Consider the following 25,314-nt stretch of genomic DNA (forward strand, 5'->3'; position numbering starts at 1 on the left):
CGTACTGGACGGGGTGGTTCAGCAGCTACGGGTGGCCGCGCCGATCTGGATGGTGTCGGGGGTGGCGCAGCATCCGCCGCCCGCCGCCCCGGCCTCGGGTTCGTCGAACAGGCCCGCGCCGCCGCAGACCCCGGTCTCCGGGAGGGTGAGCTCGACGCGCTCGGCGGCCTCGTGGTCGCCCGCGAGGGCCGCGGCGACGGAGCGGACCTGCTCGTAACCGGTCAGGGCGAGGAAGGTCGGGGCGCGGCCGTAGGACTTCATGCCGACCAGGTGGACGCCGCTCTCCGGGTGGGAGAGTTCCTTGGCGCCGTGCGGGTACACGGTGCCGCAGGAGTGGACATTGGGGTCGATCAGCGGCGCGAGCCCGACCGGGGCTTCGAGGCGCTCGTCCAGGGCGAGCCGGAGTTCACGGAGGAACGAGAGGTCGGGGCGGAAGCCCGTCAGGCCGATGACCTCGTCGACCGGGTCGAGCCGTCGGCCGTCGTCCCCGACCAGGACGAGCCCGTCGGCCGTCCGCTCCACGGCGGCGACGCGGAACCCGGTGACCGCGTCGGCATGCCCCTCGCCCACGGCGGCCTTGGCGGCGAGGCCCAGCGCACCGCGCGCGGGCAGCTGGTCCGCCTCCCCGCCACCGAAGGTGGAGCCGGAGATTCCGCGCCGCAGGATCCACACGGCGTGCGTGCCGGGGGCCTCCTTCGCCAGCGCTGCTAGGGAGGCGAGCGCAGTGAAGGCGGAGGCGCCGGAGCCGACGACCGCGGTGCGCCTGTCCGCGTAACGGGCGCGTACGGCGGGGTCCTTGAGGTCGGGAACGCGGTACGAGATCCGGTCGGCGGCCGCGCGCTCGCCGAGCGCCGGGAGTCCGTCGCCGCCGAGCGGGCCGGGGGTGGACCAGGTGCCGGAGGCGTCGATCACGGCGCGGGCGAGCAGGCGCTCCTCAGTCCCCTCGGCGTTCACCACGTGCACGGTGAAGGGCTGCCCCTCGCGGTCGGCGTCGACCACGCGGTCGCGGCCGGTGCGGGAGACGCCCGTGACACGTGCGCCGTAGCGGACTCGGCCGCCCAGGGTGTCGGCCAGCGGCTGGAGGTAGAGGGCGGCCCAGTCGCCGCCGGTGGGGTAGGTGGCGCCGTCCGGCCTGGTCCAGCCGGTCGGGGCGAGGAGCTTCTCGGCGGCCGGGTCGACGACCTCGGCCCAGGGGGAGAAGAGGCGTAGGTGCGACCACTCGCGCACCGCGCTGCCGGCGGCGGGCCCGGCCTCCAGGACCAGGGGTTCGATACCGCGCTCGACGAGCCGGGCGGCGGCGGCCAGGCCGACGGGTCCGGCGCCGATGACCACGGTCGGGAGGGCGGGGACGGCGGGGTTCTCGCTCATGCGGTGCTCCAGTGAGGGGCGCGCCGATCACCTGTATCGACGTTTATCAATATCCTGGACGTCTTCGAGCTTGCTCGCTGCATCGATGGATGTCAATATTGGCGTATGTCGAATCAGCGTGTAGTGGAGCTGCCGGTCCTCGATGAGCAGGTGGTTCCGTGCTGCCCGCCGCTGACCGAGCGGCCGCTCACGGCGGCGGAGGCCGAGCGGACCGCGCGGATGTTCAAGGCGCTCGGGGATCCGGTGCGGCTGCGGCTGTTCTCGCTGGTCGCCTCACATGCGGGCGGCGAGGCGTGCGTGTGCGACATCTCCGACGTCGGCGTCTCGCAGCCGACCGTCTCCCACCACCTGAAGAAGCTCAAGGACGCCGGTCTGCTCAGCTCCGAGCGCCGAGGGACGTGGGTGTACTACCGGGTCGAGCCCGGCGTGCTGGCGGCGATGGGACAGCTGCTCGGCACCGCCGCATGCTGACTCCGTGGTTCAGGGGGTCGGCGTCGGCCGGACGAAGATGAGCGCGACGAGCGCGAGCCCCACCGCCGCCCCCGCCACCTGGGCGCCGACGAACGCCGGGACCGAGCCCGGTGCTATGCCCGCGAACGTGTCCGTGAACGCCCGCCCCACCGTCACCGCCGGATTGGCGAACGAGGTCGACGAGGTGAACCAGTACGCGGCGCCGATGTAGGAGGCGACCGCGACCGGGGCGAACCGGAGCCGGTCGGTGCGGGCCAGGCCGAAGATCAGCAGGATCAGCCCGGCCGTGGCCACCACCTCGCCGAGCAGCAGGTGTCCGGCGGAGCGGTCGTGGGTGGACCACTTCACCAGCGGTTCCCCGAACATCGCGTCCGCCAGGACCGCACCCGCGATCGCGCCGGTGAGCTGCGCGGGCAGGTACACGGCCACCTCGCGGGGGCCGACCCCGGCGCCGCCGCGCCGGGCGGTCCACCACTCCGCCAGGGTGACGGCGGGGTTGAAGTGGGCGCCGGAGACCGGGCCGAGGAGGGTGATCAGCACGCCGAGGCCGAAGACGGTGGCGATCGAGTTGGCCAGCAGTTGGAGCCCGACGTCATGGGTGAGCGCGGTGGCCTGGATGCCGGAGCCGACGACGACCGCCACGAGGGCCGCCGTACCCGTGAATTCGGCGGCGGCCCGGGCTGCCAGTGGGACGGCGCCGGGTGCGGGTTGGGTGTCGGCAACTGCCACGGGGGCGGTGCCGACGGGCTCGGTGGCGGTCAAGGTTCTCCTCGTACGGATGGGGCGCGGGCGGTCGTGGGAGGTTACGGGCAGGACCGTTTGAGGTTCGCCTCGGCGGTGATACGCGCCCGCTGGGCGAGGTCGGCGAACTGACCGGCGAGGGTCTCGATGACGTCGGGGCGCAGCCGGTAATAGGTGAACCGCCCGCACGGCTCCGTGTCGACGACCCCGGCCTCGCGCAGCACCTTCAGATGGTTGGAGAGGTTGGTCTGCTTGGCGCCGGTCTCCTCCACGAGGTGCGTGGTGCACAGCGTCTCGCGGGCGAGCAGGGTCACGATCCGGAGTCTGAGGGGGTCGGCCAGTACCCGGATCAGATCAGTGTCGACTGACGTCATCATGGGCTGATACTGTCACATCATTCGGAGCTGATACCAGTATGTACTGATCTCGATGGCTCCGGACCCCCGACCGCGAACGAACGACGTCGAAAGCAGGCGCCATGTCCTCGGCTGCCACCCCCTCCGGCAGGCCCTCCGTCCTGTTCGTCTGCGTCCACAACGCCGGCCGCTCCCAGATGGCCGCCGCCTGGCTGGCCCATCTGGCCGGGGACCGCGTCGAGGTCCGCTCGGCGGGCTCCAACCCCGGCGAGGCGGTCAACCCGGCAGCCGTCGAGGCCATGCGCGAGGTCGGCATCGACATCTCCGCCGAGGTCCCGAAGATCCTCACCATGGACGCGGTGAAGGAGTCGGACGTGTGCATCACGATGGGCTGCGGCGACACCTGCCCCGTCTTCCCCGGCAAGCGCTACCTGGACTGGAAGCTGGACGACCCGGCCGGTCAGGGGGTGGCCGCCGTGCGCCCCATCCGCGACGAGATCAGGGTGCTGGTGGAGGGCCTGATCGCCGAGATCGCGCCGGGGTCCACGGCCTGAGAGCCGAAGAACGGCCGTGTGCGGCACACGGCCGTTCCCGGTGTGACGAACAGGCGGCAGGCCTCAGTCCTCGGAGTCCGCGAACGCCACCCGCATGCTCCGCTTCAGTGCCTTCCCCGTGACCCCCACGTGTTCGTCGGCGCCCTTGACGAGGACCCTCTCGACGGGCGGCCAGCTCCGCTCCGCCAGCAGGGCGTTGATACGTAACTGAAGGTCCGCCAACTCCGCCTCGGAGGACGGAACATCGATGGTCAGGACCGGCACCTGGCTGTCGCCGTCACCGCTCTCCACCCCGACGATCGAGCAGTCGACGAGGTCGGGGAAGTGGCGCAGTATCAGCTCCTCGGTCTGCGCGCTGTAGAGGACGCCGTTGACGGTGGTGATCCGGTCCGTCGTCCGGTCCACGTGGTAGTAGAGGCCGTCGTCGCTGCGGTAGGCGAGGTCGCCCGTGAGCCAGTACCCCTGGATCCGGTTCTTCTCGCTGAGCAGACTGTTGTTCCAGTAACCACCCGTGATCGTGGGCGACTTGAGGGCGAGGCGGCCCACCGTGCCGTTCGCCACGGGCTCGTCGTCGGCGTCGAAGATCTCGACCTCCACCCAGCCGAACGGGCGGCCGATGCACCGCTGGTAGCGGTCGCTCGTGGGGGTGTGCACCGTACGGAACATGGCGAAGCCGAACTCGGACGAGCCGAAGTTGTCGATGAACAGCGAACCGGGCTGGGGGTTCCCGTCCCGGTCGACGTGGTTGCCGCGCGCCACCAGCTTGCGTATGTGCCGCTCGTGGTTGGCGTCGCCGGTCGACATCCAGCGGGCGACCGAGGACAGGTCGTACGCGTCCAGGTCGACGCGGCACAGGTCGACGAAGGTCTTCGGGAAGCCCGCGACCAGGTGCGGCCGGAACTCCTGGACGGCGAGGGCGATGTCCTCGGGGGCCCGGCGGGTCGCGAGGAGCGTGGTGGCGCGGCGGGCGACCGCCGACATCAGCACGGAGATCGCGGAGGCGTGGCTCTGCGGCAGGGCGGACAGGATGCGCGTGCCGAGGTCGGCCCCGATCTGCTGCTTGACCCCGAAGAAGAACCCCTTGTGGTTGAACTGCACGGCCTTGGGGATGCCCGTGGTCCCGGAGGTGTGCGCGATCAGCACCGGGTCGTCGTCCTCGTGCGTGAAGAGCTTGAAGGCGCCCTGACCGTACGGCTCCTCGGTGTAGTACGTGATCGGCAGCCGGTCCTCGGCGAGCCGCCCGGGGTCGGAGACCACGGCGGCCGCCCCGACGTGCTCGATGAACCCGGCCGCGATCTCCGGGGGCAGCGAGCTGTTCACGAACACCGGGATCGCGCCGATCTTCGTCAGTGCGATGTAGTGCAGGAGGTAGCGCACGCTCTCCGTGACGAAGACCGCCACCGGGTCCTTGGGGCGGATGCCGTCGGCGTAGTACCCGGCGGCCACCCGGTCGGTGAGCTCGTCGAGCGCCGACAGCGAGAGTCTCTCGTGCACGGCCCCGGTGGGAGCGCGATAGGGCTGATCGAGCTCGATCACGGCCTCGGTCGTCTCGCTCGCCGCCGCTGCCGCCAGCCGGAAGAAGTTGCCGGCGCCGAGCCCTTCGGTCTCGATCAGGCCGAGCGGATCCGCTCCCTGCGGGGCGTGGGTGCGGGTGGCGTCCGTACGGTCGGTCGTCATGTGTAACGCTCCATCGCTGTGCGGATGTCCTGGGGAATGGGGATCGGGCCGTGTCCGTCGAGCGACGTGGTCACCAGCACCGCGCGGATCCGGGCGCGCACGTCCTGCCCCGGCGACCCGGCGCACTCGTAGCGCAGCTCGAACGACGACTTCCCGATGCGTTCGACGCTGAGCGTGATGTCCAGCGCGTCGCCGAGCCGGCTCGGCGCGAGGAAGTCGCATTCGAGACGGACGGTGGGAATGCCGATCCGGCGGTCGGCGAACAGTCCGGCATAGCCGACGTCCAGGCCCGTCTCGAACCAGTCCTGGAGGACCTCGTTGACGAGCAGCAGATACTGCGGGTAGAAGACGATTCCCGCCGGGTCGCAGTGATGGAAGAAGACGCGCTTGCGCTGGGTGAAGCCGGTCGGGCCGGGTTCAGGCGGAGGCAGGGTCACCGGTCACCCCTTCCAGCTCGGCCGACGGGTCGGAGCCGCCCGCTCCGCGCAGCCGGAAGCGCTGGACCTTCCCGGTGCCGGCCCGGGGGAGCGCGTCGCAGAAGGCGATGACGCGCGGATACTTGTAGGGCGCCATCTCCCTCTTGGCGAACTGCTGGAGTTCCAGGACCAGTTCGGGGGAGGGGAGATACCCCGCCGCGAGCACGACATGGGCCTGCACCACCGCGCCGCGCTCGTCGTCGGGGGCGGCGACCGCCGCGCACTCCCGCACGGCCGGATGGGTCAGGAGCGTGCCTTCGACCTCGACGGGCGAGATGTTGTACCCGGCCGACACGATCATGTCGTCCAGCCGCGCGTGGTAGTGGAGGTACCCGTCCTTGTCGGCCCAGCAGGCGTCCCCGGTGAGGTTCCAGCCGTTGCGTACGTAGTCCACCTGGCGGTCGTCGTCGAGATAGCGGCAGCCCGTGGGCCCCTTGACGGCCAGCGCTCCGACCTCGCCGTACGGCAGGGGGCGGCCCGCGTCGTCGACGATCGCGGCGAGGTAGCCGGGCACCGGGCGCCCGAGCGCGCCGGGCCGGGTCTCGGCCTCGTCGCCGCGCATCGCGATGAAGATGTGCAGCATCTCGGTGGAGCCCAGCCCGTCGATCAGGTCGTGGCCCGTGCGCTGCTTCCACATCTTCCGCGTGACCGGCGGCAGCGGCTCGCCCGCCGAGACGCACTCGCGCAGCGAGGACAGGCCGTACGGGGCCGGGTCCATGCACATGGCGCGGTACGCGGTGGGGCCGCTGAAGCAGACCGTGGCGCGGAACTCGTCGATGGCGCGGGCCAGTTGCTCCGGCGAGGCACGGTCGAGCAGCACGACGGAGGCGCCGATGTGCAGGGGGAAGAGCAGCAGCCCGCCGAGGCCGTACGTGAACGCCAGCGAGGGGGTGCCGATGAACCGGTCGTCGCTCGTGGCCCGCAGCACGTGCTGGGGGAAGGAGCGGCACACCGCCATCACATCGCGATGGGAGTGGACGGTCGCCTTCGGCATCCCCGTGGTGCCGGAGGTGAAGGCGATCAGACAGGGGTCGGTCGCGGCCGTGTCGCCGGGTGGGAACCAGTCGGAGTGGTCGGCCATGGCCGCTTCGAGGTCCGTGCCCGGGTCCTCCTTCGCGTCCCAGTCGCCGCGCGCCTCGTCGAGGAAGTACATCGTCCGCAGCGGGCTCCCGTCGGCCTGCGCCGCCTCCAGCTCGGCGCGGAGAGCGGACTCGCACAGGGCGTGGGTGATGCGCGCCTTGTCGATCACGTACGCGAGCTCCTTGGCCCGCAGCAGCGGCATCGTGGCCACCACCACACCGCCCGCCCGCACCACCGCGAGCCAGATCGCCACCAGCATCGGGGTGTTGGCGCCCCGGAGCAGCACCCGGTTGCCGGGCACCAGGCCCATGTCCTCGGTGAGCACGTGCGCGATGCGGGAGACGGTGGCGAGCAGTTCCGCGTACGTCCAGCGCACCCCGTGCGGCGAGAGGACGGCGAGCCGGCCCGCGCGGTCCGCCGGGTCCGAGGGGCCGTCGAGGAGCTCGGTCGCGCAGTTCAGCCGGGGCGGAAAGCGGAGGGTGGGCAGGTCGAGCAGCATGTCCGGCTGGAGGGCGGCGGGCGGCAGGTGGTCCTGGACGAAGGTGTCGAGGTGCGCGGTGCCGACCTGCGGGTCCGCGGGAGGTGGGGCGGAGGACGGTAACGGGGAGCGAAAGGGGGATGGGGTGCTCAACTGCCTGCCCTTCAGTGTGACGTCCGGTCGGCGTGACTTCCGGTCGGCTGACGCCTTATTCAACGGCCGACGGCAGCGGGATTGCGTTGACGATGCGTGCACGGTGCTGGCCTGATCGTGCACGGGCGCGCGTACCTTCCCCTCGTGGCGCGGAGTTGCCGCTACGGGAGGAGTGGGGGGCAGGTGGTCGGGAGCGGGGGCATGTGCCGTCCCGGACACGCTAGAGCGCTGCGTACGCGACGCGTAATCCCGCAGTTTAGGGATTGCAAAATGACGCGGAGGGTGAGGCCCTGGGGAGGGGTCTCTGGCCGGAAGACGTCCCGGAGAGGTGAGTTGACCACGGTGGCGGGTTGGCCGGAACGGCGATCCGGACGGAACGTTGAGTCACTCGGGGCAGCCCGGGGTGCCCTGGAGTGCGCCCCCCTGGCGCCCGGAACGGCCGGGAGCCCGGTCGGCGCTGCCGTCCGGGCTCCCATCCCTCTGATCCTGCTGCTCAGTTGGCCTTCTTGCCCGCCCGCCACTCCGGCGCGAGCACCGACCAGATCTCCTCGTCGTGCCGCTTGCCCCGGTACAGATAGCTCTCGCGCAGCACGCCGTCCTTGGTCATCCCGAGCCGCCGGGCCACGGCGATGCTCGGCTCGTTCTCGCTGGAGACCCACCACTCGACGCGGTGGACGCCCCGCTCCTCTACCGCCCAGTCGATGATCACGCGCACGGCCCGGGTCACCAGGCCCCGGCCCACCGCCGACGGCTCCAGCCAGCACCCCGCCTCGGCGGTGCCCTGGGTGACGTCCAGCTTGCGCAGCAGGACCGCGCCGACCAGCGTGCCGTCCGTCCAGATGCCGTAGAGCCGGCCGGCGTCGGCCGCGGCCTTCTCCGCGTACGCCTGGAGGAACGCCCGGCTCGACTCCAGGTCGGCGACGACGTCCGGCAGACCGTTGTACTGCCCGATGAACTCCCGCCCCCGGTCCACGTGGGCGAGGAACTCCTCGGCCTGCCACGGCTCGATCGGGCGCAGCTCAGCGCCGTCGTCGCCCAGCGATATCGCGTACATCGTCACCCTCCACACGGTTGGAACCGGCGCCGGTGGCGCGGTGCCTATGGCGCGAAGGTGATCCTCGCAGGTCGGTGGGGGTGGCTTCCAGCGACTTCCTGACGCTGGGGGAGTCCGCCATATATCACTGTATGCCCGGAATGCGATCTCCGTACGCACATGCGAGCCTGGTGGCATTCATCCTCCAGGATCCCTTGAAGGAGGCATTCGTCGTGGGCAAGAAGCAGACCCGGCAGAACCGCGGCGCCCGCACCGGCGGCCATGAGCGCAGTGCGACGGCGGAGACGAAGGAGCCGACCAGGTCGCCCGCACCGCAGGACATGACACGCCCGGCCCCGCAGGAGGTTTCCCGCAAGCAGCCACGGAAGTTCGGGCACAACTGACCGATCGCGGGGGGAGGCGAGCCGACGACTGCCCCGCCGACGCGAGTTGACGGGGGAGCCAGTCGTGCGTCTAGGCTCACCTCCGCCAACAAACGATCATGTGGGGGGCCTGTCGTGGTGGACGACAACAAGAAGGTAGTGCGGGGCTTCTTCGAGGCGGTCAGCGACCGTCGGCTGGAGGACCTGTCCCGGTTCATGGCGCACGACGTCGTGGACCACAACAAGATCATCCACGGTGAGGCCGACGAGCCGGGTGCCGCGTTCGAGGGACTGCGTCAGCAGCTCGCCGCGTTCGACCCGCTCACCGTCCGCGTCGACGAACTGATCGGCGAGGGGGACCGGGTGGTCGCCCGGGTCACCCAGCGCGGTGTCCATGGCGGGACGCACCCCCGGATGCCCGAGCCGACCGGCCGGAGCTTCGACGTCGAGGCGATCTGGATCTTCACGCTGGCCGAGGGCAGGATCGCGGAGATCCGGGCGGTCAGCGACCGCCTCGGCTTCTTCCTGCAGCTCGGGTGGGACTGGCCGCAGGTCTAGGGCCTGCAGGGCCGTTGGGCTTACGGGCCCGGTGTCCGCGCCGCCGGGTGACGGGCGGCTACGCCTTGCGTCGCAGGCGTGCCGACAGGTGGTGCTGGAGGGGCTGGCCGACCGCCGCGAGGTCGTGGACGAAGGTGAGCGTGCCGTCGTCGGTGAGGGTGTACCGGCGGCGGGTGGCGTCGACCTCCTTGGCGGTGGGGGTGAGGGCCACTTGGTGGGTGGAGAGGTCGACGGTGTTCTCCCCCGCGTAGCCGACCGCGATCTCCGCGATGCCGGTGGGCTGGGTGATCAGCGCCTCCACCCGGCCGTCGGGCTGCAGCCGCCACCAGCCGCTCTCCCGGGCGGAGGGGCGCAGGGGGGTGTCGTCGGCGCCGATCAGCCAGGCCCGGGCCTCGTACCGCAGGAAGGGGCGGCCGTCGTGGCTGAAGGTGACCTCCTGCGCGTAGCTGAAGTCCCCGCTGATCGTCGGGTACCCGCCCTGACCCCGGCCGTGCCAGGTGCCGAGGAGGCCGAGCACGGGCGCGAGCAGCTCGTGCGGTGCGGGGACGTCGTCGCTCCGCAGGCTGTCGGGGTACGGGTTGTCCAGTACGGGGTCGAACACGGTGTGCGCTCCTGGGGTCGGGATCGGCGGGCGGGCCGGTACCGGTGCAGCCTAGGCGCTCCACGGGCAGCGCGGTGTTGAGGCTGTGGGCCGTCCGTGGCTGGGCGCGCGGCTCCCCGCGCCCCTACCGGACTTCGGCGGTACGCGTCGCGGTGACCGCCACCGTCGTATAACGCATCGTGAAACCGCCGCCCACCGAGTCGATGGCGGCCCCGATGCCCTCCAGCACCTCGGCCAGTTTGTCCGGTGGGAGGCGGGTGAGGGCGCCGTGGGTGGGGATTTGGTCCAGCCATGCGTCCCGGGTGTAGGACCACTCCCAGTCGTAGCGCCACTCCTCCGGCTCGCTGAACGCACCGGTTCCGCGCATACCGTCGACGGCCTTGGTGGACAACGTGCGGTACGCGTCGTCCAGGGGTTGTTTCGTCAGGGCATCGAGGTTGAACGGTGAGTTGGGCAGCACCCGCCGGTACACCGCGGCGAAGGCCTCCGCCACCTCGGGAGGGAGCAGGAATACGTTCCAGAACGCCGCCAGCCGGCCGCCGTGCCGCAGCACTTGGGCGGCCTTGGTCGCTCCGGCCACCGGGTCCACCCAGTGCCAGGCCTGTCCGGCGACGACCGCGTCGAACTCCCGCCCGCCGGGATCCCACGCCTCGAACGTCGCCACCTCTGCCTCGACCCCGAGTCGGCGTGCCACATCGGCCATGCGCGCATCGGGCTCGACCCCGACCACTTCGCAGCCCGCCGCCTGGAGTTGCCGGGCGACGATGCCGGTGCCGCAGCCGACGTCGAGGATGCGGGCGCCCGGGGTGGCGATCCGGTTGACGAGGGCGTCGGGATAACGGGGCCGCGCCCGGTCGTAACGCTCGGCATCGGAGCCGAACGACTTGGCTGCTTCTCGCAGTTGATGGGTGTCGATTTCAGGGGAACGCTGCCGCTCCGGCGGTAAAGTGGGCATGCGCCCACTATGGTGGGCACGTGCCCACTCGTCAACGGGCGGGCCCGGTGAGGGAGGGGTACGGGTATGCCGACAGGCGTGGCCCTGCGAGACGTGCGCCGGCAACTGTTCGATGCCGCCGAGCGCGTACTGCTCCGGGGCGGCCCGAACGCGCTGACCAGCAGGGCGGTCACGGAGGAGGCAGGCTGCGCGAAAGGGGTGCTGCACCGCCACTTCACGGACTTCGACGCGTTCCTGGTCGAGCTCGTACGGGACCGGGTCGACGGAATCGCCCGCCAGTCCGACGCTCTGCGCGCGACCGCCGGTACCGGCACCGTCGCGGATCACCTCGCCGAAGCACTGACGGCCACATTCGGTTCGGTCGCGGTGGCGATCATCGGGCTCGTCACCTTCCGAGGCGAACTGCGCACCCGGCTGCGCCGGACGACGCCACAGGGCGTCCCCGTACTGGCCGAGGCCACGTCCATGCTGGCCTCCTACCTCACAGCGGAACACGCCCTGGCCCGCATCGCGCCGGACGCCGACGTCGACACGCTCGCACTCACACTGATCGGGACCGGCCACCTGCTGTTCGCAGGCCGGGAGGGCGCCCCGCCCGAGCCGGAGGAGGTCCGCAGGGTGGTGACGTCGGTGATCGCCGCGGCCGTACCGTAGCCGTCACCCGCCCCAATACTCAGACCACTCGCCGGGGATCGGCCGCGGATCCCTAAACCCAGTCCTCGCTGTGCCGGTGGCGGTCGAGTCCGAGTGCGGTGAACTCGTCGAATGAGTGGCCGGGTTGGACCCCGAGCTCACGCAGGGCCCGTATGGCCGGTGATCCTTCTGCGGGGACGGGCTCGAATTCGAGTTGGTGGAGGGGGCCGAGAGTCAGGCGCCCGGCTCGCCACACGGCGCTGTTCTCTTCGCCGAGCCCTCCGAAGTACTCGGATTCGACGTACGCCACCGGCCCGGCCTTCGACCATTCGGCAAGAGCGAGGTCGAGGGTGGTGGGCAGGCGCCAGAACGCCGGGTGGCCGGCCTCGTTCTCCTTCGTCAGCTCACTGAAGAGCGTCTCGGTCATGGGCAGTAGCGCGAGCCCCTGCGGCAGGGGGGCCGTACGGGCCGACGGGAACGTTGCCGCTGCGGACGTGAGAAGGCCGCTCTCCGCGATGACCGCTGTGAGCTGGTAGCTCAATGGTGAGACTCCAAAGTCTGTGTACTCGAACCCATCGGCGTCGGCGCCCCGAGGGGCGGCATCCGGTCGACAGGCGGATCTGGCGATCGTGAAGGATCTTCAGTAACGCGTCGAGCGATTTTGCCAGCTCCGCCCGTGCGGGAGTCCGGTCAGCCCACCTCCACCGGCCCCACCGGCGTCAGCACCCCCAGTCGGTTCTCGATCGCCTGGGCCGCGTCCAGGCACAGGTCCTCGCGGAAGGCTCGGCCGATGATCTGGACTCCGCAGGGGAGGCCGTCGGTCAGGCCGGTGGGTACGGCTACCGCCGGTATGCCGACGAAGCTTGTCGCCGTGCACAGGCGCATCGCCGAGGCGACCCGGTCGCGGCTCGCCCGGTCGCGTGACTCCAGGCCCGGTTCGACCGGCGGCTCGGTGAACGACGGGCCGAGTACGAGAGGGTAGTCGGCCAGGAACTCCGCCCATGAGCGGCGGATGTTCAACCAGGTGCCCATCAGGCGCATGACTTGGGCCGGGTCGGTGACCGGTGGGGTCTGTTCCATTGCCATCGCGATGTAGCGGTCACCGCCCGGGCCCAGGAGCGTGCGTACCATCGGCCAGTTGGGGGCGAACTCGGTCACGGTGATCTGGTTGTACGCGTCGAGGGCCTCGTCCAGCCTCGGTACATCCGGCACCTCGCACACCTCGTATCCGGCGTCGCGGAGCGCGTCGGCGGCGGTCTGGATGGCCTTCGCGACGGTGGGGTGGACGCCGTGGCCGCCCGGGTCCGTCACCACGGCCACCTTCGCCTTTCCCGGCAGCGGCTCGCCGTACGTGGGCACCGGAACCGCTCGCGGGTCGCGCGGGTCGGTCCCGGCCAGGGCCTCGTAGGCCAGGCGCAGGTCGGCCACGGTCCGGGCCAGCGGGCCGTCGGTGACCAGCATCTGGGAGGCCGGGCCCGGGTCGTCAGGGCCGAGGACGCGGTGGTCGGCGGGGAAGCGCCCGGTGGTCGGCTTCAGCCCCGCCACCCCGCAGAATTGGGCCGGGACGCGGATCGACCCGCCGGAGTCGTTGCCCAGGCCGAGCGCCGCCATGCCGGTGGCGACGGCCACCGCGTCGCCTCCGCTGGTGCCGCCGGGCGTACGGCCGCGGTCCCACGGATTGACCGTGTCGCCGAACAGCTCACTGCGGGTGTGCATCCCAGCCAGGATCAGGGTGGGCATGTTGCTGTGCCCGACCGGGATGGCACCGGCGGCCCGCAGCCGGGCCACCGGGGGCGCGTCGGCCGCCGCGACCAGATCGCGGAAGCGCTTCACCCCGAACGTCGTCGGCACGCCTGCGATCGGAGTGCTCTCCTTCACCGTGAACGGCACGCCCGCGAGCGGCCCCAGCGCGTCCCCCGCGGCCCGCCTGCGGTCCGTCCGCTCCGCGGCCTCGCGGGCGCGCTCCGCCAGGAGCTGGGTGACCGCGTTCACCTGCGGGTTGACGGCGGCGATGCGCTCCAGATGGCTCTCGACCAGCTCGGCCGCCGACACCTCCCCACTCCGTACCGCTGCCGCCTGTGCCGTCGCCGGCCTCTGCCACCACGCGTCCTGCATGCTTCACACTCTCCCCTTGGGCGTTCTGATGCGGTTGCATCGGAACAATAGCCCGAGTGCCGATGCGAGCGCATCGAATAAGGTGGGCGAAGCGCCACAGCCGCGGCAAGGCGGCAGGCACGGCAGACGGAGGCGAGCGGGCATGCCCAGGCAGGTGGACCACGAAGGCCGACGCCAACTGATCGCCGAGGCTGTGTGCCAACTCGCCGACGAACGCGGCCTTGAGGGCGTGACCCTGCGCGATGTCGCCGCCCGGGCGCAGGTGTCGATGGGCGCGGTGCAGCGCTGCTTCCGCACCAAGGAAGAGATGCTCGTGTTCGCCCTCGGGGCCGTCGGAGAGCGGGTCGCCGAGCGCGTACGGGCCCGCCTCGTCCGAAGCCCGGCCCAGTCGGCCGCGTCCGCCCTGGGCCACGCGGCCACCGAGATCTCACTCCTCCGGGAGGAACACCGCGCCGAGGCCAGGGTGTGGCTCGCCTTCGTCGCGCAGGCGGCGGTCAGCGAGGCGCTCGCGGGCACGCTGAAGGCCAACTACGCGGCCCTGCAGGAGGCGTTCGCCCGCCTCGTCGCGGAAGCCGACGAGAGTGGCGCGTACGAGGTGCCCCTGGACGCGCACCACGAAGCCCGCACTCTCCTCGCCCTGGCCGACGGCCTCACCGCACACGTCCTCATCGGCCACCTCACCGCGCGGCAGGCCCAGGAGGTCCTCCACACCCACCTGGGCCGGCTCTGGGAGCGGCCGACCCGGCACGCCCGCTCAGGCTGAACCGGCGGGTGTGTTGCGGGCGGTGCACGTCATGTCGAGCGGGCCCGGTCCCAGCGTGCCGCGCACCTGTACGTGCAGGGTGGCCTCGGGGTCGGGCGTCAGGTCCCAGCGGGTGCAGACCGTGGCCAGGGCGAGGGTCATCTCGGTGAGCGCGAACTGGTCGCCGATGCACTTGCGGTTGCCGCCCCCGAAGGGCACGTGCGCGCCCCGGGGCAGGGCGTCGGCCCCGTCGGCGGCCCACCGGTCGGGGTCGAAACGCTCGGGGTCGGGGAACAGGTCGGCCTGGTGGTGCAGCAGGTAGGCGCTGTAGAGGAGGGCGGTGCCCTTGGGGAGGGGGTGCCCGGCGAGGGTGGTGTCGGTCGTGGTGACCCGGGTGAAGAACCACCCCGCGGGGTACATGCGCATCACCTCGTGGATGATGCGCTGGGTGTACGACAGGCCGTCGAGGTCGGCGGGTGTGGCGGTGCGCCCGGCCAGCGTCGCGTCCACCTCGGCGTGCAGCTGTTCCCGTACCTTCGGGTGCTGGCTGATCAACCAGATCGCGAAGGCGAGGGTGTTGGCGGTGGTCTCGAAACCGGCGCCGATCATCACCATCAGCTGGTCGCGGATGTCCTCGTCGGACATGGGCTCGCCCGTGTCGTCGTCGTGGGCGGTCAGCAGCATCGACACCAGGTCGTCCTTGCCGGGCGCGGCCCGCCGGGCGGCGATGATGTCGTCGATCGCGCGGTGCAGGCGCCTACAGGCGCGGCGGTAGCGCAGGTTGCCCCGGGTGGGCAGCCGGTAGAGCGGGCCGAGCGGCAGCATCACGCGCTGGTAGATGCCGTCGATGACCGTGTGCAGGCTCTCCAGCACCTCGGCCACCGCCGAGTCCTCGGCTTCCGCTGCCAGCACGCTGCGGGTGACGATGCGCAGGGTCAGGGTGGTGAGCGCGGCGGTGACGTCGAGCCGCTGGCCGGGCTTCCAGGCGGTGGTCATACGGTCCACCTCCTCGCCCATCACCACCGCGTACCCGTCGATGCGGCCGGGCTGGAAGGCCGGCTGCATCTGGCGGCGCTGCCAGCGGTGTTCGCGCCACCCGGCCATGGGCAGACTGCTGCCGAACAGCACCCGTGCCTTGTCGAAGAACGGGCCGCCCTTGTCGAAGGTCCGCGAGTCGGTGAGCATCTGGTGCGCCGCGTCCGGGCGGCAGACGACATAGGCGGGCCAGGGCCCCATCCCGATCCGTACGAGGTCCCCGTGGGCCGGCAGCGAGGACAGGAACTCCAGCGGGCGGGCGTGGAGTTGCCAGGCGTGGCCGAGCAGGGGCAGGCCGCCGGGAGCCACACCGGCGCGGGGCCGTGAGGGGGTGGTGGTCACAGCAGGACACCTCCAGGAAGGACATGCCGGGCCCGGTGCGCGGCAGGCCGTCGGCTTCCGACTATCCTCCCCCCGCACACGTACGGGAACCCGGCGCGAAGCAGCCCGCGAGGGCGTGGTGCGCACGGGCAGCAGCCCCCGGTCGACGGGCACGAAGGCGCAGGCGGCGGGCCCGGGAGCGGGTCCCCGCACTCCCTGGCAGGTGCACATCATCGGTTCTCTATCCTCCCGGTATGAAAAATCGTCTGCGCATGCCGCGGCTGCTGGCTGCCGCGCTGCTCGGGGCGGTCCTGCCCGCCCTGCTCGGCGCGCCCGCCACGGCGGCCGCACCGACGCCCCCGAACACCACGAAGTCGGCCGGACAGCAGTGGGAGCTGCTCTCGCTCGCCACCGGCAAGTACGTCTCGGTGGAAGCGTCCAACACCAACGAGCTGCACGCCCGGGCGGACAACCCTGGCATCGCGGAGCAGTTCACCCTGCACACCGACAACACGGCCAAGGGGGCGACGGTCTGCCTGCGGTCGCAGGCCAACGGTGCCTATGTGGCGGCGGAGTTCGGCGCCGGGGCCGACGGCCGGTACGGGAAGCTGCGCGCCCGCACCGACGGGCCGCCCGCCGGCTGGGAGAAGCTGGAGCTCGTGCCGCAGCCGCAGTCGGGCGCGGACGTCTACGCCCTGCGCTTCCACGACGGTACGCAGGAGCGCTATGTTTCCGCCGACGCCAGCGCGACGGGCGACGGGCTGCTCCAGGCCCGTGCCACGGCGGTGAACTCCTGGGAGCGCTTCCGGCTGGTGGCCGTGGCCGCACCGGCCGACCCGACCCCGCCGCCGACCGCGTCGCCGCGCACCGTCAAGGCGATGACGTGGAACGTGTGCGGCGACAACAACAAGGACTGCGGCTTCTACCACACGGCGGCGGGCCCGCTGGCGGACCAGATCGTGGCCCGCGCGAAGACCGCCGGGAACCCTGAGGTGATCCTGCTCGAAGAGTTCTGCGAGAAGTTCGCCAAGCCCGTGGAGCTGGCGCTGGAGTCGCAGCTCGGCGGCGGCTGGGACGTGCGCTTCGCGCCGGTCCAGTACCAGGTGCCCGGAACGGGCATCAAGGCGCAGAAGAACTGCCAGCCCGACGCGGCGGGAGCGGACCGGGGAGCGTACGGCGTGGCGCTGGCCGTGCCGGAGGAGAACACCTGGTACCGGGCGTACGAGCTGCCCTCCCCGCCCGGTTTCGAGCAGCGCACCGCGCTGTGCGCCACGGTGACCTCCTGGGCGGCGGAGGTGTGCGCCGCGCACTTCAGCACGGGCGGCAAGGGCTACGACGACCCCGACCGCACCTACCAGCCGCAGCAGGCGGACGCCCTGCGCCAGGCGGCGTCGCTGCCCGGCTACCGCCCGCTGCTCGGCGGTGATCTGAACGCCGCGCCCTCGACGGGTGTGCTGGGGGCGCTGTACTCCGCGTACGAGGAGTGCGACGCGCACTCGGCGACGCCGAACCGGCCGACGGCGGGCGTCAGCAAGATCGACTACCTGTTCGGCGGGGGCACCTGGAGCGGCTGCGGTGTCGCGGCGGACACCGGCTCCTCCGACCACCGGGCGGTGTGGGGGACGCTCACCCTGTCCTGACGTGGATGTGCGGGTGTGCCCGTGAGCCGGAGGACGACGGTAGTGGATCTTGGATTTGTAGGATGTGTGCATGTCACGCACACGTACCACTGTCCTCGCCGAAGGGCGAGTACTGCACCAAGGTGAAGGTCAGTGCTCCTCCGCAGGGCTTCGCGCACGGCAGTGACGCCGAGTGCATCTACCACGGCTCCACCAACAACATGATGTTCGTGAACATCTGCCAGTTCGACACCCCGGAGAACGCGCAGAGCGCCCTCGCCGCCTGGAAGGGCACCGAGAAGGACAAGCAGCGGGCGCTCGAGAAGCCCGTCGGCGACGAGTCGGTGCTGGTGGTCAACCCAGGGCTGAGCGAGGACTCGGTCCACGCGTTCAGCCGCTCGGGCACCGTCAACATCCGGGTGAAGATCGACGGCGCCGGGGGCGACACGACGGGCGCCCAGGACATGCTCACGGCCACGCTCAAGCGCCTCCAGCAGGTCCAGGACGGCAAGCGGGCCACGGTCACCACCACTGAGGTGGCGGCGGAGGCCGACAAGAAGTAGTAGTCGGTATGTCCCCTCACGTCGCGGCTTGCGGTTGCCGCAGCGTCAACTCCTACTGTCCTCGGTGTGGCCGGAAAGACCGGCCCGGCGATGGGAGGCACGGCGATGGCCTGGTCGATTTCGGACGTGGCCCGGATGTCTGGGGTGACGTCCCGGACGCTGCGGCACTACGACGAGATCGGTCTGCTGCCGCCCGCCTGGATCGGTAGCAACGGGCACCGCCACTACGAAGAGGACGATCTGCTGCGGCTCCAACAGATCCTGCTGATGCGGGAGTTGGACCTCGGACTGCGCGAGATCCAGGCGGTCCTGGACAGCCAGATCGACCAGGTGGCGGTGCTCCGCGAGCACCACCGGCGGCTGCTCGCGGAGCGGAACCGGCTGGACACGCTCGCCCGCACGGTCGGCCGCACCATCGCCGAACTGGAGGAAGGCAGGGACGACACCACCATGGCGAAGATCAACAGGCCGGAGAACCTGTTCGAGGGCTTCGAGCCCACCACCGCCGAGACCGAGGCCGAGGTGCGCGAGAAGTGGCCGCGGGCCTGGGAGCAGTCCCGGCAGGCCGTCGCGACGATGACCGCCGAGGACACCGAGCGGTGGCAGCGCGAGGTGACGGCGCAGATGATCCGCTTCGCGGAGTTCATGGTGGCCGGCACACCGGTCGACGATTCCGCGGTGCAGGCCGAGGTGGAGGTCCACTACCAGGGCGTCTGCCGCTTCTGGACCCCGAACGCGGCCGCGTACAAGGGGCTGGGCCAGACCTACGTCGACGACCCGCAGTTCCGGGTGAACTTCGACAAGATCGCCGACGGGCTCGCGGTCTACCAGCGCGACGCGATGGTCGTCTACGCCGACGCACGGCTGGACTGACCTGGCGCTGACGGGGGGTGTTCCGCGTGGTGGCGGGCCGGTGTGTGACGCACTCGGCCCGCCCGCCACGGCGCCCGACTAGCGCTGCGGCTCAAGGCCCCAGAGGTGCTTCGGGGTGATGACCTGCGTGATGGCCGTGCCGAGGACGGTGCTCGGCTCCTGGCCCTTGTAGAGGATGTCCGTGTTGAGCAGGGCGACCAGCGTCGCCTTCTGCTCCGGCAGGTAGATGGTGAGGCTCTCGTACCCGGGCAGTGAACCGTTGTGACCGGTCCACCCGTTGACGTTCACGATGCCCAGCCCGTAGCCCGCGCCGGGGGTGCCGGTGGGGAGCACCTTGAGGCGCTCCGCCTGGGTGGCGGGGGAGAGCAGGGTGCCGGTGGCGAGGTCCTTGGCCCAGTGCTTGAGGTCGTGCAGGTCGGAGATCATCGCACCCGCCGACCAGGCCCAGCTCGGGTTCCAGTGGGTGCTGTCCACGACCTTGCCGGACAGCGTCTGGTTGGTGTAGCCGTGCGCGTGCGGGCGGGGGAACTCGGCCGCCTTGGGGAAGATCGTGTCGTCGAGGCGGCTGGGCCGCAGGACCCGGTGCTCGATGACGTCCCGCACGCTCCTGCCGGTCACCTTCTCGATCACCAGGCCGAGCAGGATGTAGTTGCTGTTCGAGTACTGGAACTTGGCGCCCGGCGCGAACACGTTGGGGTGCTTGAAGCCGTAGGCCAGCAGCTGGTTCGGCGTGAAGACGCGCTGGGGGTTGCTGAGGAAGTCGTGGATGAAGTCGTTGTCCGCGCTGTACGGGAACAGGCCGCTGCGCATGTCGAGCAGGTCGCGCAGCCGGATGCGGTGTCCGTTCGGGACGCCCTTCACGTACTTGGAGATGGGGTCGTCCAGCCGGACGCGGCCGTCGTCGACGAGTTCGAGGACCGCCGTGGCGGTGAACGTCTTGGTCTCGCTGCCGATGCGGATCCGCATGTCGTCGGTCATCGGCGCGCCGGTGCGCTTGTCGGCGACGCCGAACGCACGGACGTAACTGCCCTTGCCGGGCAGCCACACGCCGACCTGGACACCCGGGATGCCCGCCTTCTTCATGGCGTCCCGCACCGCCCTGTCGAGCTTGGCCCGCAGCTCGGGGCTCAGCTCGTTGCGGGGGTAGAGATAGTCCTCGCCCGCCTTGGCGACGGTGTCACCGGGTGGCGCGGCCTGGGCCGGGGCGACCGTCGCCGGCAGCAGTCCCACGGTGGTGAGCGTCGCCGCGGCGAGTCCGAGGGCCGCCTTCGACCGGCGGGACAGGGAGGGTCTTCTCATGGTCGGGCCTCTCTCATCTTCCGTTCGTCTGCCGAGCAGATCGTCCGCGATGAGAGGCTCGCGTCCGCGTCGATCGGGCGGGGGAGACGGGTGAATCACGGTGATCCACCCGATCGGCCCTCGTACGCGCGTGTGGGCACCGCCGCGGTGGCGGTGCCCACGGATCGTCGGTCAGCGCGGTGTCACGCGTGGGGGAGGGGGAAGTAGTTGAGGTCCTCCTCGGCCAGCGGTTGGCTGCGCCAGCCGAGCGAGACCGGCATGTCCTGGATGCGCCTGCGGCCCAGGAACGGGAAGGCCGCGGGGAAGTTGGGGACCAGGCCCGGGATCAGGACGCGCAGGACCCGGAATCCGGTCTTGGCGACGTCCTGGGTGGTGATGTCGACGTAGATGATCTCGTAACCGCGCTGTTCGACGGTCTTCTGGTACGTGCTGAGGGTGCGGTCGGCCAGGCGTGGCAGCGAGTCCATGGAGCGGCTGGTGGGCGTGTCGACCCAGGGGCGGACGATCTCGGCCGCGCGCGGGTCGAGGAAGAGCTGCTCCTGGCAGAGCAGGTCGTTGACGTCGTGGAAGTCCTTGGCGTAGTCGTCGAGGTAGGCGCGGTCCTCGCGCCACGGCTTGACCCGCGCGCTGGTCCAGCCCGCCGCGACCGCCTCCCGGAACAGCCCTTGGGGGTCGTCGAAGTCGCGGGTGCCGTCCTGCAGGGTCAGCCCCTCGCCCCACGCCTTGCGGGCGGCCTCCACCGGGTCGGGGCGGGCCCCGAAGCCGATGGAGAACAGCTTCTCCACCTCGTTCTCGACCACTCCGGCCATGACCGGCATGTCGAACTCGTTGTCCAGATGGATGAGCCAGCCCCGCTGGCCGAGCTCTGTGGGGCGGCCGGCCCAGAGCGCGGCGAGCTCGGGGGTGGGCTCGATCTTGGGCAGCGGGTGCCGGTTCATCCACCAGATCATGGTGGCGTCCCGCTCGATGATCTCCTCGATGCCGGAGACCAGGGCGTGCTCCACGCTGCGCCCCGCGGCCAAGCCCGGGTAGTAGAGGAAGTTGGTGGGCGGCACCTCGGCGTACTGGTCCATGTACCAGTTCACGTACACCAGGCTGGCCGGCACCCACATCGGCCGGTCCTGGGTGAGGGAGTGGCCGCGCACCCAGTGGGTGGTGCGGTCGTGGGTGAAGCGGACGAACGGGAAGCCGGGGCTGTCGTAGAGCCGGTCCGAGTAGAGGACCAGGCGCTCCGGGTCGAGCGCGCGCTCGCCGGACCGCTGCATTTCCCGGTACGAGGCCTCGCGCACCTCCACGGAGTCGGTGATGCAGTTCCCGCAGTACCGCTCGACCGCCTCGCCGATCGCGGCGCCGCGCGCGGCCCGGAAGTCGCGGAAGGAGGTGCCGCCGCAGACGACGTTGCTGGACCAGGTGTACAGGCGGCGCATGTCGGCGACGTTGGTCTGCACGGTGACCAGCTGGTCCGGGATCGAGGGGTGGTGGTCGAAGACCTGGTGGGTGGCGATGAGGCCGGTGCGGTCGTCCAGCAGATACCGCTCGCTCAGCGGCGGGGTGTCGTCGTCGATGGGACGGTCCGGCAGCGGCAGCAGCGGATGCCGGGAGGTGGTCAGCTCCACCGGGTCGAGCTCGATCTCCGCCCACAGCGTCAGCGCGGTGACCCCCGCGATCCACCGCTCCACGTCGATGAGCAGGTACGAGAGCATCCACAGCAGCTCGGAGTGGGTGGGGCGGGCGGCCTCGCCGAACACCACGTCGCCGGTGAGCGCGGTGTGCACGTCGGCCCGTTCGGCCACGGTCAGCCGCCGGCCCAGCAGGTCCCGGTAGTCGGGGGTGCGCCCGGGCGCGACGGTGGGTCCGGCCCAGCCGCGGCCCTGGCTGAGGTGGAACGAGGACCAGTTGACCTTGAGCTCGGCGCAGAAGTCGTTGAGGGACTCCAGGTAGTCGAGGTCGAAGCGGTCGCGCAGCGCAAGGACCAGCGGCTCGGCGTCCTCGTACGCCTCCAGCACCTGCGGCAGACCGGCGGTGGTGGTGACCTCGACGGAGGCGAAGTGGGCGGCAACCGGGCAGAGTTGGGCGATCTCGGTGAGCTCCGCGTCGCCGGTCAGGATCAGTGGAGTGGCGGCCACCCGGTCGGGGTCCGGCTCGGTCCCGTTCGCGAACCGCAGCCAGCGCCCCTCGCCGGCGAGCGGGGTCCCGGAGCTGAGGGCGCCGAGCTCGGTCAGCTTCTCCAGCACCTCCCGGTATCCGGCCGGATCCGAGGTGCTCTCGGTGACCTCCTCGGCCGTCTTCGTACCGTCGCAGCGGGCGAGGACCGCCGCGACCTTCTCGGGCGCGGCCTTGATCTCGAAGAGACCGCCCCTCGGGGCGATGGCCAGCGTGTGCCGTTCCGTACCCGGGCCGGGTTGCACGAGCGGCCGTAGTTCGACGTTCACCAGGCGGAGCCCGCCGGTCCGCACGGAAGGACTGACTGTCACGACTTCCTCCAACCTCAAAGATCCGGGAGCCGCCGAGACGGCGGCTCCCGGAACCGAACGACCTCTAAACGGTCAGTCCTTCTTCCACGTGAACACGGGAGCGATCCCGGAGTGGTGGTGGGCCGGGGGGTACATCCGTCGGGCCCGCTGGAACTCGAGCTGCACGATCATGAGGTTCTCCTCTCGGATACGCGGCTCACGTCAGATACGTATGCCGCCGTACGCTTCGACGCGTCCCCGGCAGGCTATGGCAGCTCATCACGGGCGCCGTATCCCAAAATCTGGGGATGGCCCGGCTGTTGGGGGGCGACGTATACGCGTACGGAACCTCGAGTGGTCAGAGCCGGAAGACGACTCCCCGCCAGGTCCAACCCGCGTCCAGGACCGCACCCCGCAGGGGGTTCTTCATCGCCGCGAAGTCGAAGCGCGCGCCCTCGGTGATCTGCGGGCGGCCGTCGGTGCCGCGCTCGACCGTCCAGTCGCGGGCGACGCCGGTCACCTGTCCGCGCGCGTACTCACGCGTCTGCGCGTCCCACTGCTCGTCGATCGCCCGCACCTCGTGCTGCCCCGGGACCAGACGCATTCGGGTGCGCACGGTCATGCCCAGCTCCCGGACCCGGCACACCGCCACCAGATCGGCGCGCTCGGTAGGGGCACCGTTGCGCACGACGAACGGCACGTCCGGCCCGTTGACCGCGAGCAGCGCGGCCCGGACCTCCGCGGCCGACCGCGCCGCGACACCGGTGTCGGGGTACCGGGTGCCGGTGAGTCTGTCGAAGATGCCCATCGGGACAACTTACGGATGCGGGGTTGTACGGCACAAGATCTCCGGCGTCGGGGCGTGGGAGGGGTGCGTCAGCGGTCCACGCGGAAGTCCACCCGGACGGGGCATCCTTGCGGTGTTCGTCCGGTAACTCCTGTGCGTCGCCATTATGTTGGCCGCTCCGTCGGCATCCCGGAGTCGCCATGGAGGCGTCGTGAAAGTCTTCTGGGTCCTCTTCGCCCTCATGCTCACCGCTCTCGCGCTGGGCGGATTCATCAATGCGGTGAAGGACGCCGACAAGGCGAGCCGCGTCGGGGACCTCGTCATCAGTGCCGTGCTCGCCCTGGCGGCGCGGGGGAGCTGGAGGCGCGTCGGCACATGAGAGGCCGACGCGTCGCCGGCCTTCCGGCCAGGGGAAACGTCGTACCCGCCCTGCCCCGGGGCGAGTTGTCAGTGGCGGGTGTCACCATCGGGACATGAGGCGATACGAATGGCGGCCGTTCCTCGAGCGCTGGAGCGCGGAGCGGGCCGATGTGTACGACGCGGAGCACGAGACGCGGGACGGGGACCGGGATGCCCACGCGGCGCGCTGGCTGGGGTTCGCGCCCGCCAATGAGGAGCGCCTCGCCGCGCTGGAGCAGCGCATCGGGCTTGCGCTGCCACCGTCGCTGCGGTCGTTCCTCCAGGTCACCGACGGCTGGCGGTACCCGGGCCACTTCGTGTACCTGCTGGCCGGGACCGAGCGCATCGACTGGTGCGGGGACGCCCACGGGCTGAGCAAGGACCTGCTGGAGGAGCTCGGCGAGGACGCGGACGACGAGGAGGTCCGGGAGGCCGGGGTGTGGGCGCGCTCACTCCAGCTGGCCGTGGAGTCCGACATGGTGGACGTCCTGCTGGATCCGGACGACGTGGACGAGCACGGCGAGTGGGCCGTCTATACGTATGCCGCCTGGCGCGCGGCGCCGCCCAGGCGCCACGAGACGTTCAAGCACTTCATGGAGGACATGTACCAGGAGTTCCTCAGCATGTCCGCCGACCGGATGTCCGCCGACCGGCCCGGCGCCGTGCCCACCGGCCGCGTCGGGCACCCCGTACCCCCTGGGTAGGGTGGGACCACCAGCACACCGTGAACCGGAACAAGGAGCAGACGTGAGCGAGCCGGCGTCCACCGCCCTGCAGCAGGAGATCGCCCGGGACCTCCAGGTCGCCGAGACCTTCGAGGCCGAGCGGGAGATCGAGCGCCGGGTGGCCTTCCTCGCCGAGCGGCTGACCTCCACCGGTCTGCGCTCCCTCGTGCTCGGCATCAGCGGCGGCGTCGACTCCACCACCACCGGCCGCCTGTGCCAGCTCGCCGTCGAGCGGGCCCGGGCCGCCGGGCACGAGGCGCGGTTCTACGCGATGCGCCTGCCGTACGGTGTCCAGGCCGACGAGCACGACGCCCAGCTCGCGCTCTCCTTCATCCGGGCCGACCACGTGCTGACCGTGGACATCAAGCCCGCGAGCGACGCCGCCCTCGAAGCCGCGCTCGCCGCCGAGGTCGGCTTCCGCGACGCCCACCACCAGGACTTCGTGCACGGCAACATCAAGGCGCGCCAGCGCATGATCGCCCAGTACGCGGTGGCCGGGGCGCACGACGGCCTGGTCGTCGGCACCGACCACGCCGCCGAGGCGGTGTCCGGGTTCTTCACCAAGTTCGGCGACGGCGCGGCCGACCTCGTCCCGCTGACGGGCCTGACAAAGCGCCGGGTGCGCGCGGTCGCGGACGCCCTGGGCGCGCCCGCCGAGCTGGTGTGGAAGACCCCGACGGCCGACCTGGAGACCCTCGACCCGGGCAAGGCCGACGAGGACGCGCTCGGTGTCACGTACGACGACATCGACGACTTCCTGGAGGGAAAGCCGGTGGCCGAGCGCGCCTTCGAGACGATCGTCCACCGCTACCGCCTCACCGAACACAAGCGCCAGCTGCCGGTCGCCCCGTAAGGGGTGCCCGGGC

The 25,314-nt window shown here is 71.2% G+C and carries 27 protein-coding genes; 12 read left to right on the forward strand and 15 right to left on the reverse strand.

Going from position 1 to position 25,314, the window contains the following annotated elements:
* Positions 1-18: 18 nt before the first annotated feature.
* A complete protein-coding gene (locus IE252_RS02785) occupies positions 19-1,368 on the reverse strand; it encodes an NAD(P)-binding domain-containing protein (protein WP_190087589.1) in 1,350 nt (449 codons plus the stop codon).
* A gap of 105 nt (positions 1,369-1,473) precedes the next feature.
* On the opposite strand from IE252_RS02785, the gene IE252_RS02790 reads away from it, so the two are divergent.
* Entirely contained in the window at positions 1,474-1,839 is a 366-nt protein-coding gene (locus IE252_RS02790) for an ArsR/SmtB family transcription factor (RefSeq protein WP_190087590.1), read from the forward strand.
* Between the two features lie 9 nt (positions 1,840-1,848).
* Here IE252_RS02790 and IE252_RS02795 read toward each other — a convergent pair whose 3' ends face one another.
* Together IE252_RS02795 and IE252_RS02800 are read right to left on the reverse strand one after the other, a co-directional pair.
* The gene (locus IE252_RS02795; RefSeq protein WP_190087591.1) at positions 1,849-2,601 is read right to left on the reverse strand and encodes an aquaporin; all 753 of its coding nucleotides are present in this window, start codon (positions 2,599-2,601) and stop codon (positions 1,849-1,851) included.
* Between the two features lie 41 nt (positions 2,602-2,642).
* Positions 2,643-2,957, reverse strand: coding sequence for an ArsR/SmtB family transcription factor (locus tag IE252_RS02800; protein WP_101391476.1), 315 nt, complete (start codon positions 2,955-2,957; stop codon positions 2,643-2,645).
* A gap of 101 nt (positions 2,958-3,058) precedes the next feature.
* On the opposite strand from IE252_RS02800, the gene IE252_RS02805 reads away from it, so the two are divergent.
* Entirely contained in the window at positions 3,059-3,490 is a 432-nt protein-coding gene (locus tag IE252_RS02805) for an arsenate reductase ArsC (protein ID WP_190087592.1), read from the forward strand.
* Positions 3,491-3,553: 63 nt separating this feature from the next.
* On the opposite strand, the gene IE252_RS02810 is transcribed toward IE252_RS02805, so the two are convergent.
* The 4 genes from IE252_RS02810 to IE252_RS02825 all read right to left on the reverse strand — a co-directional run bounded on the left by IE252_RS02810 (position 3,554) and on the right by IE252_RS02825 (position 8,408).
* The gene (locus tag IE252_RS02810; RefSeq protein ID WP_190087593.1) at positions 3,554-5,167 is read right to left on the reverse strand and encodes a class I adenylate-forming enzyme family protein; all 1,614 of its coding nucleotides are present in this window, start codon (positions 5,165-5,167) and stop codon (positions 3,554-3,556) included.
* Positions 5,164-5,604: an acyl-CoA thioesterase gene (locus IE252_RS02815; protein ID WP_190087594.1), complete on the reverse strand. Its 441-nt coding sequence runs from the start codon at positions 5,602-5,604 to the stop codon at positions 5,164-5,166. The genes IE252_RS02810 and IE252_RS02815 overlap by 4 nt, the downstream gene beginning before the upstream one ends.
* Positions 5,585-7,354, reverse strand: coding sequence for an AMP-binding protein (locus IE252_RS02820; protein WP_229847890.1), 1,770 nt, complete (start codon positions 7,352-7,354; stop codon positions 5,585-5,587). Before IE252_RS02820 ends, IE252_RS02815 begins: the two co-directional genes overlap by 20 nt.
* A 493-nt stretch (positions 7,355-7,847) precedes the next feature.
* Positions 7,848-8,408, reverse strand: a complete 561-nt coding sequence (locus IE252_RS02825) for a GNAT family N-acetyltransferase (RefSeq protein ID WP_190087595.1) — start codon at positions 8,406-8,408, stop codon at positions 7,848-7,850.
* 212 nt (positions 8,409-8,620) lie between these two features.
* Here IE252_RS02825 and IE252_RS02830 point away from each other — a divergent pair, with 212 nt between their 5' ends.
* The gene (locus tag IE252_RS02830; RefSeq protein WP_190087596.1) at positions 8,621-8,791 is read left to right on the forward strand and encodes a hypothetical protein; all 171 of its coding nucleotides are present in this window, start codon (positions 8,621-8,623) and stop codon (positions 8,789-8,791) included.
* 114 nt (positions 8,792-8,905) lie between these two features.
* Positions 8,906-9,328 carry an ester cyclase gene (locus IE252_RS02835; RefSeq protein ID WP_190087597.1) on the forward strand — a complete coding sequence of 141 codons (423 nt, stop codon included), beginning with the start codon at positions 8,906-8,908 and terminating at the stop codon, positions 9,326-9,328.
* A gap of 58 nt (positions 9,329-9,386) precedes the next feature.
* Here the strand turns inward: IE252_RS02835 and IE252_RS02840 are convergent, their stop codons facing one another.
* On the reverse strand, positions 9,387-9,929 hold the full coding sequence (locus IE252_RS02840; protein WP_190087598.1) for a heme-binding beta-barrel domain-containing protein: 543 nt from the start codon (positions 9,927-9,929) through the stop codon (positions 9,387-9,389).
* Between the two features lie 124 nt (positions 9,930-10,053).
* Entirely contained in the window at positions 10,054-10,884 is an 831-nt protein-coding gene (locus tag IE252_RS02845) for a class I SAM-dependent methyltransferase (protein WP_190087599.1), read from the reverse strand.
* A 66-nt stretch (positions 10,885-10,950) separates the two neighbouring features.
* Between IE252_RS02845 and IE252_RS02850 the strand changes: the two genes are divergently transcribed.
* The gene (locus IE252_RS02850; RefSeq protein WP_190087600.1) at positions 10,951-11,538 is read left to right on the forward strand and encodes a TetR family transcriptional regulator; all 588 of its coding nucleotides are present in this window, start codon (positions 10,951-10,953) and stop codon (positions 11,536-11,538) included.
* Between the two features lie 52 nt (positions 11,539-11,590).
* Here the strand turns inward: IE252_RS02850 and IE252_RS02855 are convergent, their stop codons facing one another.
* A complete protein-coding gene (locus tag IE252_RS02855) occupies positions 11,591-11,944 on the reverse strand; it encodes a hypothetical protein (RefSeq protein ID WP_190087601.1) in 354 nt (117 codons plus the stop codon).
* Between the two features lie 263 nt (positions 11,945-12,207).
* On the reverse strand, positions 12,208-13,632 hold the full coding sequence (locus IE252_RS02860) for an amidase (RefSeq protein WP_190087602.1): 1,425 nt from the start codon (positions 13,630-13,632) through the stop codon (positions 12,208-12,210).
* Between the two features lie 142 nt (positions 13,633-13,774).
* Here IE252_RS02860 and IE252_RS02865 point away from each other — a divergent pair, with 142 nt between their 5' ends.
* Positions 13,775-14,395 (forward strand): TetR/AcrR family transcriptional regulator, encoded by a 621-nt coding sequence (locus IE252_RS02865; protein WP_190087603.1) that lies wholly within the window; start codon positions 13,775-13,777, stop codon positions 14,393-14,395.
* Here the strand turns inward: IE252_RS02865 and IE252_RS02870 are convergent.
* Positions 14,387-15,751 carry a cytochrome P450 gene (locus tag IE252_RS02870; RefSeq protein ID WP_190087604.1) on the reverse strand — a complete coding sequence of 455 codons (1,365 nt, stop codon included), beginning with the start codon at positions 15,749-15,751 and terminating at the stop codon, positions 14,387-14,389. The genes IE252_RS02865 and IE252_RS02870 overlap by 9 nt on opposite strands.
* Positions 15,752-15,984: 233 nt before the next feature.
* On the opposite strand from IE252_RS02870, the gene IE252_RS02875 reads away from it, so the two are divergent.
* From IE252_RS02875 to IE252_RS02885, 3 genes are all read left to right on the forward strand, one after another.
* A complete protein-coding gene (locus IE252_RS02875; protein ID WP_190087605.1) occupies positions 15,985-17,370 on the forward strand; it encodes an endonuclease/exonuclease/phosphatase family protein in 1,386 nt (461 codons plus the stop codon).
* Between the two features lie 62 nt (positions 17,371-17,432).
* On the forward strand, positions 17,433-17,912 hold the full coding sequence (locus IE252_RS02880) for a hypothetical protein (RefSeq protein WP_190087606.1): 480 nt from the start codon (positions 17,433-17,435) through the stop codon (positions 17,910-17,912).
* 105 nt (positions 17,913-18,017) lie between these two features.
* Positions 18,018-18,785 carry a MerR family transcriptional regulator gene (locus tag IE252_RS02885; protein ID WP_190087847.1) on the forward strand — a complete coding sequence of 256 codons (768 nt, stop codon included), beginning with the start codon at positions 18,018-18,020 and terminating at the stop codon, positions 18,783-18,785.
* Positions 18,786-18,863: 78 nt separating this feature from the next.
* Here the strand turns inward: IE252_RS02885 and IE252_RS02890 are convergent, their stop codons facing one another.
* The 3 genes from IE252_RS02890 to IE252_RS02900 form a co-directional block, all read right to left on the reverse strand.
* A complete protein-coding gene (locus tag IE252_RS02890; protein ID WP_190087607.1) occupies positions 18,864-20,084 on the reverse strand; it encodes a serine hydrolase domain-containing protein in 1,221 nt (406 codons plus the stop codon).
* A 182-nt stretch (positions 20,085-20,266) separates the two neighbouring features.
* The gene (locus tag IE252_RS02895; protein ID WP_190087608.1) at positions 20,267-22,558 is read right to left on the reverse strand and encodes a YcaO-like family protein; all 2,292 of its coding nucleotides are present in this window, start codon (positions 22,556-22,558) and stop codon (positions 20,267-20,269) included.
* Between the two features lie 337 nt (positions 22,559-22,895).
* Complete coding sequence (locus IE252_RS02900; protein WP_190087609.1) at positions 22,896-23,345, reverse strand: hypothetical protein; 450 nt, start codon at positions 23,343-23,345, stop codon at positions 22,896-22,898.
* 190 nt (positions 23,346-23,535) lie between these two features.
* Between IE252_RS02900 and IE252_RS02905 the strand changes: the two genes are divergently transcribed.
* The 3 genes from IE252_RS02905 to nadE all read left to right on the forward strand — a co-directional run bounded on the left by IE252_RS02905 (position 23,536) and on the right by nadE (position 25,301).
* On the forward strand, positions 23,536-23,703 hold the full coding sequence (locus IE252_RS02905; RefSeq protein ID WP_190087610.1) for a hypothetical protein: 168 nt from the start codon (positions 23,536-23,538) through the stop codon (positions 23,701-23,703).
* Positions 23,704-23,797: 94 nt separating this feature from the next.
* A complete protein-coding gene (locus tag IE252_RS02910) occupies positions 23,798-24,427 on the forward strand; it encodes an SMI1/KNR4 family protein (protein WP_190087611.1) in 630 nt (209 codons plus the stop codon).
* A gap of 43 nt (positions 24,428-24,470) precedes the next feature.
* A complete protein-coding gene (gene nadE / locus IE252_RS02915; protein WP_190087612.1) occupies positions 24,471-25,301 on the forward strand; it encodes an NAD(+) synthase in 831 nt (276 codons plus the stop codon).
* The last annotated feature ends 13 nt before the right edge of the window (positions 25,302-25,314 follow it).

It is taken from the genome of Streptomyces melanogenes, assembly GCF_014649795.1.
GTDB lineage: Bacteria > Actinomycetota > Actinomycetes > Streptomycetales > Streptomycetaceae > Streptomyces > Streptomyces noboritoensis.

Coding starts and splice junctions, on each gene's coding strand:
- IE252_RS02785 (WP_190087589.1), bottom strand. CDS start 1,368: ATGAGCGAGAACCCCGCCGTCCCCGCCCTCCCGACCGTGGTCATCGGC.
- IE252_RS02790 (WP_190087590.1), top strand. CDS start 1,474: ATGTCGAATCAGCGTGTAGTGGAGCTGCCGGTCCTCGATGAGCAGGTG.
- IE252_RS02800 (WP_101391476.1), bottom strand. CDS start 2,957: ATGATGACGTCAGTCGACACTGATCTGATCCGGGTACTGGCCGACCCC.
- IE252_RS02805 (WP_190087592.1), top strand. CDS start 3,059: ATGTCCTCGGCTGCCACCCCCTCCGGCAGGCCCTCCGTCCTGTTCGTC.
- IE252_RS02810 (WP_190087593.1), bottom strand. CDS start 5,167: ATGACGACCGACCGTACGGACGCCACCCGCACCCACGCCCCGCAGGGA.
- IE252_RS02825 (WP_190087595.1), bottom strand. CDS start 8,408: ATGTACGCGATATCGCTGGGCGACGACGGCGCTGAGCTGCGCCCGATC.
- IE252_RS02845 (WP_190087599.1), bottom strand. CDS start 10,884: ATGCCCACTTTACCGCCGGAGCGGCAGCGTTCCCCTGAAATCGACACC.
- IE252_RS02850 (WP_190087600.1), top strand. CDS start 10,951: ATGCCGACAGGCGTGGCCCTGCGAGACGTGCGCCGGCAACTGTTCGAT.
- IE252_RS02855 (WP_190087601.1), bottom strand. CDS start 11,944: ATGACCGAGACGCTCTTCAGTGAGCTGACGAAGGAGAACGAGGCCGGC.
- IE252_RS02860 (WP_190087602.1), bottom strand. CDS start 13,632: ATGCAGGACGCGTGGTGGCAGAGGCCGGCGACGGCACAGGCGGCAGCG.
- IE252_RS02865 (WP_190087603.1), top strand. CDS start 13,775: ATGCCCAGGCAGGTGGACCACGAAGGCCGACGCCAACTGATCGCCGAG.
- IE252_RS02875 (WP_190087605.1), top strand. CDS start 15,985: ATGAAAAATCGTCTGCGCATGCCGCGGCTGCTGGCTGCCGCGCTGCTC.
- IE252_RS02880 (WP_190087606.1), top strand. CDS start 17,433: ATGTGTGCATGTCACGCACACGTACCACTGTCCTCGCCGAAGGGCGAG.
- IE252_RS02885 (WP_190087847.1), top strand. CDS start 18,018: ATGGCCTGGTCGATTTCGGACGTGGCCCGGATGTCTGGGGTGACGTCC.
- IE252_RS02890 (WP_190087607.1), bottom strand. CDS start 20,084: ATGAGAAGACCCTCCCTGTCCCGCCGGTCGAAGGCGGCCCTCGGACTC.
- IE252_RS02900 (WP_190087609.1), bottom strand. CDS start 23,345: ATGGGCATCTTCGACAGACTCACCGGCACCCGGTACCCCGACACCGGT.
- IE252_RS02910 (WP_190087611.1), top strand. CDS start 23,798: ATGAGGCGATACGAATGGCGGCCGTTCCTCGAGCGCTGGAGCGCGGAG.